Source organism: Isoptericola jiangsuensis (assembly GCF_048320105.1).
Lineage (GTDB): Bacteria > Actinomycetota > Actinomycetes > Actinomycetales > Cellulomonadaceae > Isoptericola > Isoptericola jiangsuensis_A.
Map to the genome: position 1 here is coordinate 1,943,152 of NZ_CP182942.1, position 14,930 is coordinate 1,958,081.

At 73.8% G+C, this 14,930-nt stretch carries 13 protein-coding genes; 3 read left to right on the forward strand and 10 right to left on the reverse strand.

All coding sequences use genetic code 11. The annotated features are described in order from the left end of the window. Window positions 1-74 precede the first annotated feature (74 nt). From ACNHYB_RS09105 to ACNHYB_RS09140, 8 genes are all read right to left on the reverse strand, one after another. Entirely contained in the window at window positions 75-209 is a 135-nt protein-coding gene (locus ACNHYB_RS09105; RefSeq protein WP_418275030.1) for a carbohydrate-binding protein, read from the reverse strand. Window positions 210-297: 88 nt separating this feature from the next. After that, window positions 298-1,293 carry a phosphatase PAP2 family protein gene (locus ACNHYB_RS09110; protein ID WP_418275031.1) on the reverse strand — a complete coding sequence of 332 codons (996 nt, stop codon included), beginning with the start codon at window positions 1,291-1,293 and terminating at the stop codon, window positions 298-300. Window positions 1,294-1,407: 114 nt separating this feature from the next. Continuing rightward, complete coding sequence (locus tag ACNHYB_RS09115; protein ID WP_418275032.1) at window positions 1,408-2,427, reverse strand: ABC transporter ATP-binding protein; 1,020 nt, start codon at window positions 2,425-2,427, stop codon at window positions 1,408-1,410. Continuing rightward, window positions 2,420-3,451: an ABC transporter permease gene (locus tag ACNHYB_RS09120; protein WP_418275033.1), complete on the reverse strand. Its 1,032-nt coding sequence runs from the start codon at window positions 3,449-3,451 to the stop codon at window positions 2,420-2,422. Before ACNHYB_RS09120 ends, ACNHYB_RS09115 begins: the two co-directional genes overlap by 8 nt. A gap of 3 nt (window positions 3,452-3,454) precedes the next feature. Continuing rightward, window positions 3,455-4,435: an ABC transporter permease gene (locus ACNHYB_RS09125; RefSeq protein WP_418275034.1), complete on the reverse strand. Its 981-nt coding sequence runs from the start codon at window positions 4,433-4,435 to the stop codon at window positions 3,455-3,457. Continuing rightward, entirely contained in the window at window positions 4,432-5,511 is a 1,080-nt protein-coding gene (locus ACNHYB_RS09130) for an ABC transporter ATP-binding protein (protein WP_418275035.1), read from the reverse strand. Before ACNHYB_RS09130 ends, ACNHYB_RS09125 begins: the two co-directional genes overlap by 4 nt. A gap of 97 nt (window positions 5,512-5,608) precedes the next feature. Next, window positions 5,609-7,291 (reverse strand): ABC transporter substrate-binding protein, encoded by a 1,683-nt coding sequence (locus ACNHYB_RS09135; RefSeq protein ID WP_418275036.1) that lies wholly within the window; start codon window positions 7,289-7,291, stop codon window positions 5,609-5,611. Window positions 7,292-7,374: 83 nt separating this feature from the next. Continuing rightward, the gene (locus tag ACNHYB_RS09140; protein WP_418275037.1) at window positions 7,375-9,909 is read right to left on the reverse strand and encodes a beta-glucosidase family protein; all 2,535 of its coding nucleotides are present in this window, start codon (window positions 9,907-9,909) and stop codon (window positions 7,375-7,377) included. A 98-nt stretch (window positions 9,910-10,007) separates the two neighbouring features. Between ACNHYB_RS09140 and ACNHYB_RS09145 the strand changes: the two genes are divergently transcribed. After that, window positions 10,008-10,673, forward strand: coding sequence for a TetR/AcrR family transcriptional regulator (locus tag ACNHYB_RS09145; protein WP_418275038.1), 666 nt, complete (start codon window positions 10,008-10,010; stop codon window positions 10,671-10,673). Window positions 10,674-10,679: 6 nt separating this feature from the next. Beyond that, entirely contained in the window at window positions 10,680-11,705 is a 1,026-nt protein-coding gene (locus ACNHYB_RS09150) for a serine hydrolase domain-containing protein (RefSeq protein WP_418275039.1), read from the forward strand. Between the two features lie 2 nt (window positions 11,706-11,707). On the opposite strand, the gene ACNHYB_RS09155 is transcribed toward ACNHYB_RS09150, so the two are convergent. Further along, entirely contained in the window at window positions 11,708-12,382 is a 675-nt protein-coding gene (locus ACNHYB_RS09155) for an MBL fold metallo-hydrolase (protein WP_418275040.1), read from the reverse strand. Between the two features lie 109 nt (window positions 12,383-12,491). On the opposite strand from ACNHYB_RS09155, the gene ACNHYB_RS09160 reads away from it, so the two are divergent. Continuing rightward, a complete protein-coding gene (locus tag ACNHYB_RS09160; RefSeq protein WP_418275041.1) occupies window positions 12,492-13,910 on the forward strand; it encodes a TrkH family potassium uptake protein in 1,419 nt (472 codons plus the stop codon). A gap of 15 nt (window positions 13,911-13,925) precedes the next feature. Here ACNHYB_RS09160 and ACNHYB_RS09165 read toward each other — a convergent pair whose 3' ends face one another. Continuing rightward, a complete protein-coding gene (locus ACNHYB_RS09165) occupies window positions 13,926-14,840 on the reverse strand; it encodes a CAP domain-containing protein (RefSeq protein ID WP_418275042.1) in 915 nt (304 codons plus the stop codon). Window positions 14,841-14,930 lie beyond the last annotated feature (90 nt).

Genomic DNA, 14,930 nt, shown 5'->3' on the forward strand with positions numbered 1-14,930 from the left:
CACCGGACGCGACGGCGGCACTCTACCCACGAGCGGCGCGGTCGGCGCGCCGCCGTCCACGACCCCGCCCCGGTTCAGGCGAGCAGCCCCCACGGACCCCACGCCGAGGCGCCGGGGACCTGGTTGCGGGTCCACCACCACGCGACGTACGTCACGTCGTCGTGCACGACGAGGTCACCCGCCACGAAGACCCGTGACGGCGTCCACACCGCGGTACCGTCGCCGGCCTCGGCGATCTCGGACCACGTGGACGGCGACCCTGGAGGACCTGCTCCCCCGAAGGAGCGAGCCGGACGCTCAGGCGCGCGGCCGCGCCGTCGACTGACGCAGCAGGAGCAGCAGCGCGAACGTCACCGCGGTCGCCCCCAGCACCGCCAGGGACCCCGCGGCGTACGCGGCCACGTCCGACGGCACCCCGGTGGTCCCGTCTCCGGTCAGCCGGACCACGGCGGCCGCCGAGAGCCCGCCGGCGACGGCGGCCCCCAGGAGCAGCAGACCGGCGACCACCGAGGACCCGGGCGTCGCGAACGCACCGGGTCTGGCGACCCCCGACGCCGCCCGGTGACGTCGGGGCGCCAGGTCGAGCGAGCTCGCCGGCGTGAGCGCGCAGACGAGCGCGCCCCAGGCGAGGACGACGAACAGCGCGGCCACCACGTCCGAGGGCCGGTGCCACTGCCCGATCAGCACCGAGACGCCGGTCGCCGCCGTGTAGGCGCCACCGAGCAGCGCCACCACCGGCCGCCAGGCGCGCGGCGTGGCGAGCAGGAGCGCCACCGACACCGACGCGGCCACCGTCGTGTGCCCGCTCGGCAGGGTGTTGGGTCCGTTCCAGCCGGACAGCAGGTCGGGCCGGTCCAGCACGTAGTGCTTGAGCACCTGGGTGGTGAGGTTGGCGCCGCCCACGAGGACGGCGACCTGCAGCGCCAGGATCCACCGTCGTCGTACCAGGGCGACGGCGATGGCCGCCCCGACGCCGAGGACCACGAACGTCACCGAGACGACGTCGAGCACGGGTTCGGCGACCTGCCACAGCGAGTTCTGGCCGTGCTCGGCCCCTTCGAGGGCGAGCTCGTCGACGTGCTGACCCGCCGTCGTGGTGACGAAGACCCGGTAGGTGAGCCAGAGGGCGACGACGGCGAGCAGGGCGACGACGCCCGCGACGACGTGCGCGCCCGTGCGCACCCGCGGGGGCGGGGGCGGCGTCAACCGGGCGACGGGCACGACGCCGTCGGGCCCCCCGGGGTCGCCCCCCGGCCGGGCCGCGGAAGGCTGCTCGCGGGTGTCGACGTTCATCCAGGTCAGCCTATCCACCTGATGTGGTGCCTCCGTGGACGCCTGGTGCAATCCCGCGGGAGCCCGCGGCCCGGCCGCCGCCCTGCTCGGACGACCCCGTTCGGACGGCCCCGCTCAGACGGCCAGCGACTCCGGGAGCCGGACGTCCTCGGTGTGCAGGTGGCAGGCCACCGAGCGGGCCGGCTCCCCCGCAGCCGTCGGCGTCAGGGCGGGCCGCACCTCGCGGCAGACGTCCATCGCGTGCGGGCAGCGCGCCGCGTACGGGCAGCCCGGGGGCAGGGCCGACAGGTCCGGCGGGGTGCCCGGGATCCCCGTGAGCTCCCGGCGCGGGCCGTGCAGGGGAGGGAAGGAGCCCAGCAGGCCCTGGGAGTACGGGTGCCGCGGACGGCGGTACACGTCCCCGGCGACGGCCTCCTCGACGATCTCGCCCGCGTACATCACGGCGATCCGGTCGGCGATCTCGACCAGCAGCGACACGTCGTGGGTGATGAACACGACGGAGAAGCCGAGGCGGTCCCGCAGCTCGGAGATCTGCTCGAGGATCTGGCGCTGCATCACGACGTCGAGCGCGGTGGTCGGCTCGTCCATGAAGAGCACCTGCGGCTCCAGCGCGAGCGCCATCGCGATCATGACGCGCTGGCGCATGCCCCCGGAGAGCTGGTGCGGGTAGTCGCGCACCCGGTCGGCGGAGATCCCGACCGTCTCCAGGAGATCGGCGGCCTGCTCCCACGCCTCGGCGCGCCGCACGCCGGGGCGGTGGGCCATGATCGCGTCGGCGATCTGCCGACCCACCCGGAACACCGGGTTGAGGGAGTTCATCGCCCCCTGGAACACGATGGCCACGTCGCGCCAGCGGGCGGAGCGCAGCTCGGCGTCGCCCAGCGAGAGGATGTCCCGGCGGCGGCCCTCGCGGTCGGTGAGGAACACCTCCCCTCCGGTGATGAGGCCGGGCGGCGGCAGCAGCCGGGTCGCCGCGTACGCGAGCGTCGACTTGCCGCACCCGGACTCTCCCGCGATGCCGAGCACCTCCCCGCGGTGCAGGGTGAGGTCGACGCCGCGCAGCACGTGCGTCGGGTCGTCGTCGAACCCGTAGTCGACGTGCAGGTCACGGATCTCGAGCACGGGCTCAGCCACGGCTGTCCTCCTTGTCCCGTCCGGTCGCCGCGGCGGCGCCGGACCTCTCACGGACGACGGGCGTGAACCCGACGCGCGGGCGGATGCGCCGGCGGCGCAGCGTCCGGGCGTTCATCCCCGTGCTGCGCAGGCGCGGGTTCACGAACTCGTCGATGCCGAAGTTGATCAGGGTCAGGGCCATGCCCAGCAGGGCGATGCACAGCCCGGCGGGCACGAACCACCACCAGGCGCCGCGCTGCAGCGCGAGGTTGTTCTGCGCCCAGAACAGGATCGTCCCCCAGTTCCAGTCGGACACGGGCGTGATGCCGATGAACGCCAGCGTCACCTGGGACATCACCGCGAAGGTGACCGTGCCGACGAACCCAGCGGCGATGATGGCCGTGAGGTTCGGCAGCACCTCCGCCAGGACGAGCCGCCACGTGCGCTCCCCGTTGGCCCGCGCCGCCTCCACGAAGTCGCGCTTGCGCAGCGACAGCGTCTGGGCGCGCAGCACCCGCGCGCCCCACGCCCAGCCGGTGACCCCGATGACCAGCGCCACCGTGACACCGCCGGCGGTGGGCAGCTGGCCCGCGATGATGATGATCAGCGGCAGCTGGGGGATCACGAGGAACACGTTCGACACCGCCGACAGCGCCTCGTCCCCGGCACCGCCGATGAATCCGGCGGTGACGCCGATGATCACGCCGAGCACCGTGGCCGACACCCCGGCGATGAGGCCCACCACGAGCACCCCGCGGGTGCCCACGATGATCTGCGACAGGATGTCGCGGCCGGTGTGGTCGGTGCCGAGCCAGTGCGTGGTGCTGGGCGGCTGCAGCAGGTCGGGCGAGACCTGGCTCGGGTCGAACGGCGCGATCCACGGACCCACGAGCGCCAGGATCCCGAAGAACGCGAGGATCGCCAGCCCGGTCAGCGCCTTGGTGTTGCGCAGGAACAGGAACTTCTTGCGCTTGCGCGGGTTGTCCTGGTCGTGCTCGACCGTGGTCTGCGGCAGCGACTCGGTGAGGCTGGTGTCTGCGGCCATGGCTCAGCCCTCCTGGCGGGTGCGCGGGTCGAGTGCCGCGTACGCGAAGTCGGCGACGATGTTGGCGGCCAGCACGGACAACGTGATGACCAGGAAGCAGCCCTGCATGAGCGGGTAGTCCTGGGTGTTGACCGCCTGGAAGAGCGTGTAGCCGATGCCCTGGTAGGAGAAGACCATCTCCATGATGAGGGTGCCGCCGACCACGAACCCCAGGGACAGCGCGAAGCTGGAGACCTGCGGCAGGATGGCGTTGCGGGCGGCGTACCCGACGGTCACCGCACGGTCGCTGAGCCCCTTGGCGTGCGCGACCGTGACGTAGTCCTCGCTGGAGACGGTCACCATCATGTTCCGCATCCCGAGGATCCAGCCCGCGATGGACGACAGCACGACCGTCAGGGCCGGCAGGAACCCGTAGTAGATCACCGACCCCACGAACTCCCACGACCAGGTCGGCACCAGCCCGCGGTCGTAGGACCCGCTGGACGGGAACCAGCCGAGCGTCACGGAGAACACGGTGATCGCGATGAGGCCCAGCCAGAAGTACGGCACGGCGGAGAAGAACGTGGTGATCGGCAGCAGCGCGTCGGCCCAGGTGCCCCGGCGCCAGCCGATGGCGGTGCCGATGCCCGTGCCGAGCGTGAACGCGATGATCGTGGCGATGCCGACCAGGCCGATCGTCCACGGCAGCGCCTGGCGCACGATGTCGGCGACCGGCGTCGGGAAGAACGTGAACGACAGCCCGAGGTCGCCGTGCAGCAGCAGACCCCAGTAGTCGACGTACTGCTCCCACAGCGAGGACGTGGTGTCGAGCCCGAAGAGCACCCGGATCGACTCCTCGGCGCTGGAGTCGATCCGGCCCTGCATCCGGCCCATCAGGGCGGTCACGGGGTCGCCGGGCATCATCCGCGGGATGAAGAAGTTGATCGTCACCGCGGCCCACGCGGTGAACAGGTAGAAGATCGTGCGGCGGACGGCGAACCTCATCGGGCACCTCCCTGGTCGGGTCGCTCGCCGAACACGTCGAGCACGTCGCCGAGGACGGGGCGGTCGGGACGGTCGGCGTAGCCCCAGCACGCCACCCGCTGGCCGCCGACCTGGACGAGCTCGGGCGTCTCGGTGCGGCACAGGTCGGTGGCGAACGGGCAGCGAGGGTTGAAGCGGCAGCCGGACGGCGGGTCCACGAGGCTCGGGGCCTCGCCGCGGGCGCCGTGCGCCCGCGCGGACAGGTCGTCCGGGTCGGGTGCGGACCCGATGAGCAGCTGGGTGTAGGGGTGCTTCGGCACCTGGGTGACGGACTCGCTGTCACCCTCCTCCACGATGCGCCCGGCGTACATCACGGCCGTGCGGTCGGCGAAGTAGCGCGCGGAGGCGATGTCGTGGGTGATGTACAGGATCGCGATGTCGAGGCGGTCGCGCAGGTCCTGCAGCAGGTTGAGGATGCCGAGCCGGATGGACACGTCGAGCATCGAGATCGGCTCGTCGGCGAGCAGCACCTCCGGGTCGGCGGCGAGCGCACGGGCGATCGCCACCCGCTGACGCTGCCCGCCGGACAGCTCGTGGGGGAACTTGTCGACGTACCGCGCCGTGGGCGTGAGGTGGACCCGTTCCAGCAGGCGGTGCACGGCCCGGTCGAGCTCGGCGCCGCGCAGCCTGCCCTGGTGGATGCGCACGCTGCGGTCCAGCGTGTACCGCACCGTGTGCACGGGGTTCAGGGACCCGAAGGGGTCCTGGAAGATCATCTGGACGCGTCGCACGTAGGCACGGAAGGCGCGACGTCCGCGCACGGTGGCGTCCTGGCCGTGCAGCTCGAGGTCCCCCGCGGTGCGGGTCATCAGCTGGGCGAGCAGCCGCGCGATGGTGGACTTCCCGGAGCCGGACTCGCCGACGAGCGCGACGACCTCCCCGCGGTGCAGGGTCAGGTCGACGCCGTCGACGGCGTGCACGACGGCGCCGCGGCGCCCGCGCACGTCGAAGTGCTTGGTCAGGCCGGTGGTGCGCAGCACCGGCTCGGCGGTGCTCGACGGCGAGGGAGGGGGTGCCCCGAGGGCTGGGGTTCTCATGCGGTCACCTGGGGTCGGGGGTGGACGTCGGGAGGTGCGGTGTCGCACCGGGACCGGCCGGCCGTCAGGGTCGGCCGGCCGGTCCCGGTGCGGCGGGTCACTCGGTCGTCGGGGTGAGGTTGAGCAGGATCTGCACGGCCTGCGACCCGGTCGGCTGCGGCTGGTTGTACGGGTCCTCCTCGGACGGCCAGCCCTCGTAGTTGGCGGTCGAGTACTGGGCGGTCGCGGGGCGTGCCCAGATCGCGATGGCGGGCACGTCCTCGACGAACCCGTGCTGGACGGTGGCGAGCGCCTCGGTCCGCTCGGCGTCGTCGGTGGTGGACGCGTACGTGGCCAGGGCCTCGGTCACGTCGTCGTTCTGGTACCGGCCGAAGTTCCACGTGGCCGGCTCGCCGACCGGCGCGTACTGGGCGCCGTCCATGATGTTGGAGTAGAGGTCCCACGGGGTGGCACCGCCGTCGGTCCAGTGCAGGGTGGCGTCGAAGTTCCCGGGCGGGATGATGTCCGCGAACCAGCCGTCGGCGTTCGCCGGCTGGACGGTGGCCTCGGCGCCGAGCTCGGCGGCGGCGTTCTTGATGAGGTCCAGCGCCGTCAGGTAGTCGTTCCAGCCGGCCGGGTTGGTGAGCTCGAACGAGACGGGCTCCCCGTCGGGGTCGACCAGGGCCTCCCCCACCCCCGTGTACCCGGCGTCGGTGAGGAGCTGCTTGGCGCCCTCGACGTCGACGGCGTACTCCTGACCGGCGTACTCCGCGGACACGAAGTCCTCGCCGGCGGGCAGCGGCAGACCGGTGACGCTCGTCAGCGGCGGGTTGACGCCGGAGGTCGCGATCTGGGTGATCTCCGCGCGGTCGACGGCCATGTTGAGCGCCCGGCGGAAGGCCACGTCGTCGAACGGCTTCTCGGTGTTGTTGAGGAAGAGCGCGTCGACGCCCAGACCGGCGGCGGCGTACTGGTGGTGGTGGTCCGGGTCGGCGGCGATGTAGACGTTCTCGTAGTCCGCGATGAACGTCCAGCCCCACTGCGCCTCGCCCGTGGTCAGGGCGGTCGTCAGGGCGTTGTTGTCGTTGTACGACGAGTAGCGCAGCTCGGGGACGGCGAGGTCGCCTCCCCAGTAGTCGTCGCGGGCCACGAGGGTGGCGGCCTGCGGGGTCCACGAGTCGAGCGTGTACGGGCCGGTGCCGACCGGCTCGGTGTTGGTGAACGTCGTCGGGTCCTCGACGTCCTTCCACAGGTGCTCCGGCACGATGAGCATGTCGGCGAGCTTGGCCTGGTTGACGAACTGCGGGGCGCCGAACGACACCGTGACGGTCGCGCCGTCGGACTCCACGGACTCGATCGGCAGCGCCGAGGTGTTGAGACCCTCGAAGTCCTGGCGGAGCTGGATGGAGAAGGCGATGTCCTCGGCGTCGAAGGCCTCGCCGTCGGACCAGGTGATGCCCTCGTGCGGCGTGATGACGGCCTGCGTGTAGTCGTCGTTCCACTCGATCGAGTCGGCCAGCCAGGGGGCGGGCTCCTCGGAGGGCATCGCGTCGTTGAGCATCATCAGCGGCTCGTAGATCACGAACGCGTAGCCGAGGGAGAGCGCCGCCGAACCGGTGGCGAACGGCGACTGGTTCTCCGTCTGGGTGCCGTTCGGCATGCCGACGGTCAGGACGGCGCCGGTGGCGGCCGCCTCCTCGGTCGACCCGGTCTCGCCGGTCGATCCGCCGCTGCATCCTGCGGCGAGCAGCGTCACGAGGGCGGCGCCTGCCGCCGTCGTGATGAGCCTGTTGTTCCTCATCGTGTGCCTCCTTGCACGTGTCGGCCGTCGTGGCCGGGTCTGGTCTCTGCGGTGAGTCGGTGTGTGGTGGGGTCGGGGAAGCGTCAGTGCTCGACGGTGATCTCGACGCCTCCTCGCAGGTCGGCGGCGGATCGGCCGGCGCGCAGCCGGTAGGTGCCGGGCGGCACGGACCAGCGGCGGGTCGTGACGTCCCACACCTGCAGGGCGCGGGCGGGGACGGGGACGTCGACCGTGACGACGGAACCGGGATCGGCGTCGACGACGGCGAAGGCGGCCAGCTGGCTGACGGGTCGCTGCGGGTCGGCGGCGAGCACGGCGTCGTCCGGCTCCAGGTAGACCTGCACGACCTCGCGTCCGCGGCGCTCGCCGGTGTTGGTGAGCTCGACCCGCAGGACGGGACCGGCGTCGGACGTCGCCTCGCGCACGACCCGGACGTCGTCGTACCGCCAGGTGGTCCAGCCGAGCCCGTGGCCGAACGGCGCCGCCGGGACGGGGCCACCGGTCGCGGCGATCCGCCGCTGCCAGGCCCGGTAGCCGACGTCGAGCCCTTCGACGTAGTCGACGACGCCGTCGACGGGCACCGCGTGCGGCACCGGGACGTCGTCGGCGCGGGCGGGAAGCGTCCAGGGCAGGCGTCCGGAGGGTTCGGTGACGCCGGTCAGGACGTCGGCCAGCGCGCCGCCGGCCTCCTGGCCGGGCAGCCAGCCCCACACGACGGTGGGCACGTCGTCGAGCCAGGGCAGCAGCACGGGGGCGCCGGCGTTGACGACGACGACGGTGCGCGGGTTGGCCGCGACGACGCGCCGGACCAGCTCGTCCTGGTTGCCGGGCAGGTGAAGGTCGGTGCGGTCGAAGCCCTCGGACTCGACCTCGTGGGTGGTCCCGACGACGACGACGGCGACGTCGGCGGCGCGGGCGGCCGCCTCGGCGGCGGCGAGGTCCTCGGCCGGGGCGGCACCGGGCAGCCGGTGCACGAGCTGGGCGCGCACGAACCGGTCGTACCCGACGGGGTGGACGACCTGCAGGTCGGCGACGAGCTCGGCCTCGCCGGTGGTGACGTCGACGGTGGTCGCCACCGGATGGTTGTGCTTGGAGGCGAGGATGACGTCCTCGGTCGCGACGACGTCCCCGGTGGCGACGACCTCGCCGTCCACCGTGACGCGGTGCACGCCGACGGTGCCGACCCCGAGCTCGTGGGTGCCGTGCTCGTCGAGGCGCACGCGGGCGCGCAGCCGCAGCACGGCGTCGTCGGGCCCGAGGTCCTGGTACCAGCCGTCCCACTGCGCGGTGGTGTGCGCGCGGCGGACCCGCCCGGCGGCGTCGAGGATCTCGACGCGCACGCCCGGGCAGCCGGTGACGGGGTCGGTGCAGCGGGCCACGTCGAGGGCGGGCGGGTTGCGCAGCGCCCGCGACCCGCCCACGACGTCGAGGTGCGACCCGACGGGCAGCGCCTCGGTGAGGGCGTCCGCGGGGTAGGACAACCGGTCCGGGGTGACCAGCGAGGACCCGCCGCCCTGGAAGAACGGCTCGACGGCGCTCGCGCCGAGCAGCGCGACCCGCAGGGGGGCGTCCTCCTGCGTGCCGGGCAGCGGCAGCAGCGCCGCGTCGTCCTTGAGCACGACGGCGGACCGCGCGGCGAGCTCGCGCAGGTGACGTTCCCGCGCGGCGGGGGCCCACGTGGTCCGGGGCGTCGCGGCGTCCCCGTCCGCCGGCGTCCCGGGCAGGTCGAGCACGCCGAGCCGGTGGGCGAGCCGCAGGAGGCGGCGCACCTTGTCGTCGAGGTCGGCGTCGACGATCTCACCGACGTCGAGCGCGTCGAGCAGGCCGTCGCCCCAGGCGCCGTCGGGGCCGGGCATCTGCAGGTCGAGCCCGCCGCGCACGGCGGGGACCACGCTCTGCGTGGCGACCCAGTCGGACACGACGAGCCCGTCGAAGCCCCACTCCTCCTTGAGGACGCCGGTGAGCAGCGCGCGGTGCTCGAGGGCGGGGGCCGCGGTCTGGCCGTCGTCGATGCCGCTGTAGGCACCCATGACGCTCCAGGCCCCGGCGGCGACGAGCCGCTCGAACGGGGCGAGGTAGACCTCGCGCAGCGTGCGGGCGTCGACGCGGGCGAGGTAGCGGGTGCGGTCGGTCTCGGAGTCGTTGGCGACGTAGTGCTTGACGCACATGCCGGTGCCGGCGTCCTGGGCCGCGGTGACGAGCGCGACGGCGATCTCGGCCGTGAGGTGCGGGTCCTCGCTGTAGCACTCGAAGTGGCGCCCGCCGACGGGGGTGCGCTGGAGGTTGACCTGCGGGGCGAGCACGAGGTGGACGCCGTGACGGCGGGCCTCTGCGGCGAAGAGGTCGCCGGTGCGGGCCGCGAGCGCCGGGTCCCAGGTGGCGGCGAGGGCGGAGGGGGCGGGCAGCATCGCGGACGAGCCGCCGCCGAAGGGGTCGCGGACGCCGACGGGGCCGTCGGACATGACGACGGGGTCGAGCCCGATGCGGCCGAGCCCGCGGGTGCTCCACAGGTCGGCGCCGACGACGAGCCCGGCCTTCTCCTGCCGGGTGAGGGTCGCCACGAGGGCGTCGAGGGCGGTCTCGACGGCGGTGGTGGGTGAAGCGGTCGGCGTTGACACGCGGGGGTCTCCTGTCTGGCGCGGCTGTGCGTCGGGTCACAGTGAACCACAGTTACTGACAGGTTAGTAAGTAGCGCAGATCACAGTATGGTGACGTCATGACCAACGCCCCACCCACACCCCGGGCCCGCCGGGTACCCCGGGCAGAACGCCGCGAGGAGATCCTCGCGGCAGCCACCCGCGTCTTCGGTTCGAAGGGGTACCACGCGGGATCGCTCGCCGACGTCGCCGAGCAGGTCGGGATCACGCACGCCGGTGTGCTGCACCACTTCGGGAGCAAGGACAAGCTGCTCTGGGAGGTGCTGGAGTACCGCGACCGCATCGACGTCGAGCACCTCGAGGGCCAGCACATCCCCGGCGGCAGCGAGCTCTTCCGCCACCTCCTGCGCACCGCCCGGATGAACGCCGACCGGCGCGGCATCGTGCAGGCCTACGCCGTCCTCACCGGCGAGGCCGTCACCGACGGGCACCCCGCCGCCGAACGGGTGCGCGAACGCTTCGAGGTGCTGCGCGGCGAGATCCACCGAGCCCTGCTCGCCGTCGCCGAGGAACGCGGCGTGACCCTGACCGGCAGCGACGCCGACCAGGCCGCCAGCGCCGTCATCGGCGTCATGGACGGCCTGCAGAACCAGTGGCTCCTCGACCCCCAGGCCGTCTCCCTGCCCGAGTCCACCACCTTCGCCATCGAGGCGATCCTCACCGCCGTCCTCGGCGGCATCGACCACGTCGTGGCGCCCGACCTCGGCGACCCTCCCCTGGACTGAGGCCCCATGAGCGACGTGGACGTCCTGCTCACCCGCTTCGCCGACCATGCTGCGCGACGCCGCGTCGGCGTCGTCGCCGGCCACCTCGCCCCCGACGGCACGACGACGTTCCGTGGTGCGGGGCGCCTCACCCCGCCCGACGGCGCCGCCCCGGACGCCGCCACGCGGTTCGAGATCGCCTCGATCACCAAGACGTTCACCGGGGCTCTCCTCGCACGCGCCGTCGTCACGGGCGACGTCTCGCTCGACACGCCCGTGGGCGACCTCGTCGACGAGGTCGCCGGGCTCGGGCGCGACGGCGTCCTCGTCACGCTGCGTCACCTGGCCACCCACACCTCCGGCCTGCCCCGGGCCCACCTCTCGACGCTGGGCAGCACCCTCGACGTGCTGCGCGGCGTCGACCCCTACCGGGACCACACCGAGGCGGGACTGCTGCAGGCGATCCGGGCCGGGCGGCTGGGCCGCACCCCCGGCACCGGGCGGCAGGCCTACTCCAACAGCGGCTTCGGGCTGCTGGGCATCGCCCTGGCCCGTCGCGCGGGAGCCCCGTGGGCCGACGTCGTCCGCGAGCGCCTCACGGTGCCGCTCGGCCTGGCGGACACCGGCACCCGCGGCGCGGCGACGCCGGACCAGGTCGCCCGCACCGCCGTCGGGTACCACCGGCGTCGCACGCCCGCGCCCGACTGGAACCTCGACGCGCTCCCGGGCGCGGGAGCGCTGCTGTCCACGGCGGGGGACCAGCTCGGCTGGGCCGACGCCCACCTGCGCCCGCCCGACGGCGAGCTCGGTGCAGCCCTGCGGCTCGCCGTCGCGGAGCACGCCCCGCACATCGGGCTGGCCTGGCAGCGCACCTGGCGCGGCGACGAACGACCCGCCGGGAAGGACCGGCTGCTGTGGCACAGCGGCGGCACCGGAGGCTTCCGGTCCGCCCTGGTCCTGCGGCCCGACCGCGGCGACGCCGTCGTCGTGCTGACGAACCACTCCCGCAGCCTGACCCTCGCGACGATGCGGCTGGCCGCAGCCGTCGGCTGAGGTCAGCCGACGACGGTGAGCACCTCGCCCGGCGCCAGTCGCCGGTACGTCCCGGACTCCAGCAGCCGGTCCACCAGCCCGCCGGCGATCCGGTCGGCCGCACCCTTGCCGGCGTCCGACAGGACCGCGTCGTGGATCGGCACCACGACGCGCGGGGCCACGGCGACGGCGTAGTCCACGGCCTCGGAGACCTTCACCCACGGGCCGCCCACCGGCAGCGCGAGGACGTCCACGTCGACGCCGTCGGGCGCCGGGGTGTACGAGTCGCCCGGGTGCAGCACCACGCCCTCGACGAGGTAGGCGAGGTTCGCCGGGACGGGCAGCGCCGGATGGATGACCGCGTGGCTGCCGCCCAGTGCCCGCACCGCGAACCCGCCGGCCGAGAACTCCTGCCCGGACGACACCGCGTGCAGGCGGTCGGCCGGGGCGCCCGCCGACCGCAACGCCTCCACCACCGGCTCCGGCGCCCACGCTCGCAGGTCCGCGCGGGCCTCCAGCGTGGCCGCCAGCCGCTCGGGGACCACGTGGTCGGGGTGCTCGTGCGTGATCAGCACCGCCGCCGCGCCGTCCAGCACCTGCGGGTCCGTGAGGGCACCGGGGTCGATCGCGAGGCGCGCGCCGTCACGCTCCAGGCGGACCCCCGCCTGCCCCCAGGTGCTCAGCTCGATACCGGTCACGATCGGTCCTCCGTCGCAGTCGTCGTCGACCCCGACCCTACGACGCGCACCCGGGACACGCGGGGCCCGTCAGCGCGCGGGGCGCCACTCGGTGTCACACTCTGATCTCGTGCCACTTCCCGGTCCACGCCGCCGCGCAGGTCAGCGCCCCTCCCCGGCGAGCCTGCGCCGTCGTCCCGCCCAGATCGTCACCCTCGGGTTCCTGGCGACCATCGCGGCCGGGACGCTGCTGCTCCTGCTGCCCGTGTCGGCGACCGGGCGGCGGGCGAGCCTCGTCGAGGCGCTGTTCACCGCCACGTCGGCCACCTGCGTGACCGGGCTCGCCGTCGTCGACACGCAGACGTTCTGGACCCCGTTCGGCCAGGCCGTCATCCTCGCACTGATCCAGGTGGGCGGGTTCGGCGTCATGACCGTCGCCTCGCTGCTCGGCCTGGTGCTGAGCCGCCGCCTCGGCCTGCGCAGCCGGCTCGTCGCCGCCGAGTCCACCCACTCCATCAGCCTCGGCGACGTCAAGCGCGTCATGCTCGGCACGCTGTGGATCACCCTCGTCGCCGAAGGCGTGCTGGCCCTGTGGCTGGCCGCCCGGCTCGTCGTCGGCTACGGCGAGGGCCTCGGCCACGCCCTGTGGTCCGGCGCGTTCCACTCGGTGTCGTCGTTCAACAACGCGGGCTTCTCCATCTACTCCGACTCCCTGGTGCGGTTCGTCGCCGACCCGTGGATGTGCCTGCCCATCTGCTTCGCCGTCATCGTCGGGGGCCTCGGCTTCCCCGTGATGATCGAGCTGTGGCGGCTCGCCCGCAGCCGCCGCAACAAGGACCGCCCGCACCCGCTGCGCACCTTCTCCCGCTGGAGCATCCACACCCGTCTGACCATCGCCACCACCGGGATCCTGCTCGCCGCCGGGACGCTGTTCGTGCTCGCCGTCGAGTGGGCCAACCCCCGCACCATGGGACCGCTCGACGTGCCCGGCAAGCTCCTCGCCTCGTTCACGCACTCCGTGATGACCCGCACCGCCGGCTTCAACTCCGTGGACACCTCCGAGATGAACCACGGCACCTGGTTCTTCTCCGACGTGCTGATGTTCATCGGCGGCGGGTCCGCGGGCACCGCCGGCGGCGTCAAGGTCGGCACGTTCGCGATCCTGGCGTTCATCATCTGGTCCGAGCTGCGCGGCGACCGCGACGTCACCGTGTTCGACCGGCGACTCATGCCCTCCACCCTCCGCCAGGCCCTCACCGTGGCGCTGAGCGGCGTGGCGCTCGTCATCGTGGCCACCCTGGCGATCACCGTCACCGTGCCGCCGACCGTCGTCCCGCTGGACCGGGTGCTCTTCGAGGTCGTGTCCGCGTTCTCCACGACCGGCCTGTCCACCGGGATCACCGCGGACCTCGAGCCCTGGCACCAGCTCGTCCTCGTGGTGCTCATGTTCCTGGGTCGGCTCGGGCCGATCACCCTCGGCACGGGGCTCGCGCTGCGGGAACGCACCCGCGTCGTCCGCCACCCCGAGGGTGCCGTCATCATCGGCTGACGTCGGCGCCCCCCGTCAGCGGCCGAACACCTGCGTCCACCAGGGGCCGCCCGACCCGCCCGCCCGGCCCAGGCCGTGCCTCGTCAGCGAGCAGTCGAGGATGTTCGCCCGGTGCCCCGGGCTCTCCATCCACGCCGCGACCACGGCCGCCGCGTCGGGCTGACCCCGGGCGATGTTCTCCGCCGCCACGCCGGCCACGCCCGCGGACTCCGCCCGGTCCCACGGCGTGCGGCCGTCCGGGTCCGTGTGCGAGAAGTAGCCGCGGTCGCGCATGTCCGCCGAGTGCGCGGCGCCGAGCCCGTCCAGCGCCGGGTCCGCCCTCAGCGCGCCGCACCCGGCCTGGGCACGCTCGGAGTTGACCAGGGCGAGGACGGCGCCGGACGAGCCCTGGTCCGAGTCGGTGGCGGGCTCCTCGGCGGGCTCCTCGGCCTGCTCGTCGGCGCCGCCGGCGTCCGCGGTGTCGTCGTCGGACGCCGGCTCGTCGGCGGGCTCGTCGGCCGGCTCGTCGGCGTCGCGGGGTCCGTCGTCCGCGGGCTCGTCCTTCGCGGGCTCGTCCTTCGCGTCCTGGGCCGGCTCCTCCTCGGCAGCCTCGTCGTCCGTGGCGCCCTCGTCCGTGGCGCCCTCGTCCGTGGGCCGATCGGCCCCGCCGTCCCCGCCCTGGCCGTCCGTGCCGTCCGGCGACGCACCGTCGGCGGCCGCTGCCGCCGCTGCGGCCAGCTCGTCCACCCCGCCACCCGGTTCCGCGGCGACGTCGTCGTCGTACCGCCACGCCGCGATGAGCTGCGCGCCCTCGCCCTGCGCGACCGGGAGCTGCGCGACGTCGGGCGCGACCACGACCAGCACGCCCACCAGGGCGGCACCGGAGGACAGCGCGGTCAGCAGCGCACCGACCTGCCGCAACCCGGACGAACGTTCCACGCGACGAGGCATCCCCGGAACCGTACCGGGCCACCGCCTCGAGCGACAGGGCCCCGGGCGTGCGGCACGATGGCGACAGGGCGTCCGGCGCCCGGGACGACA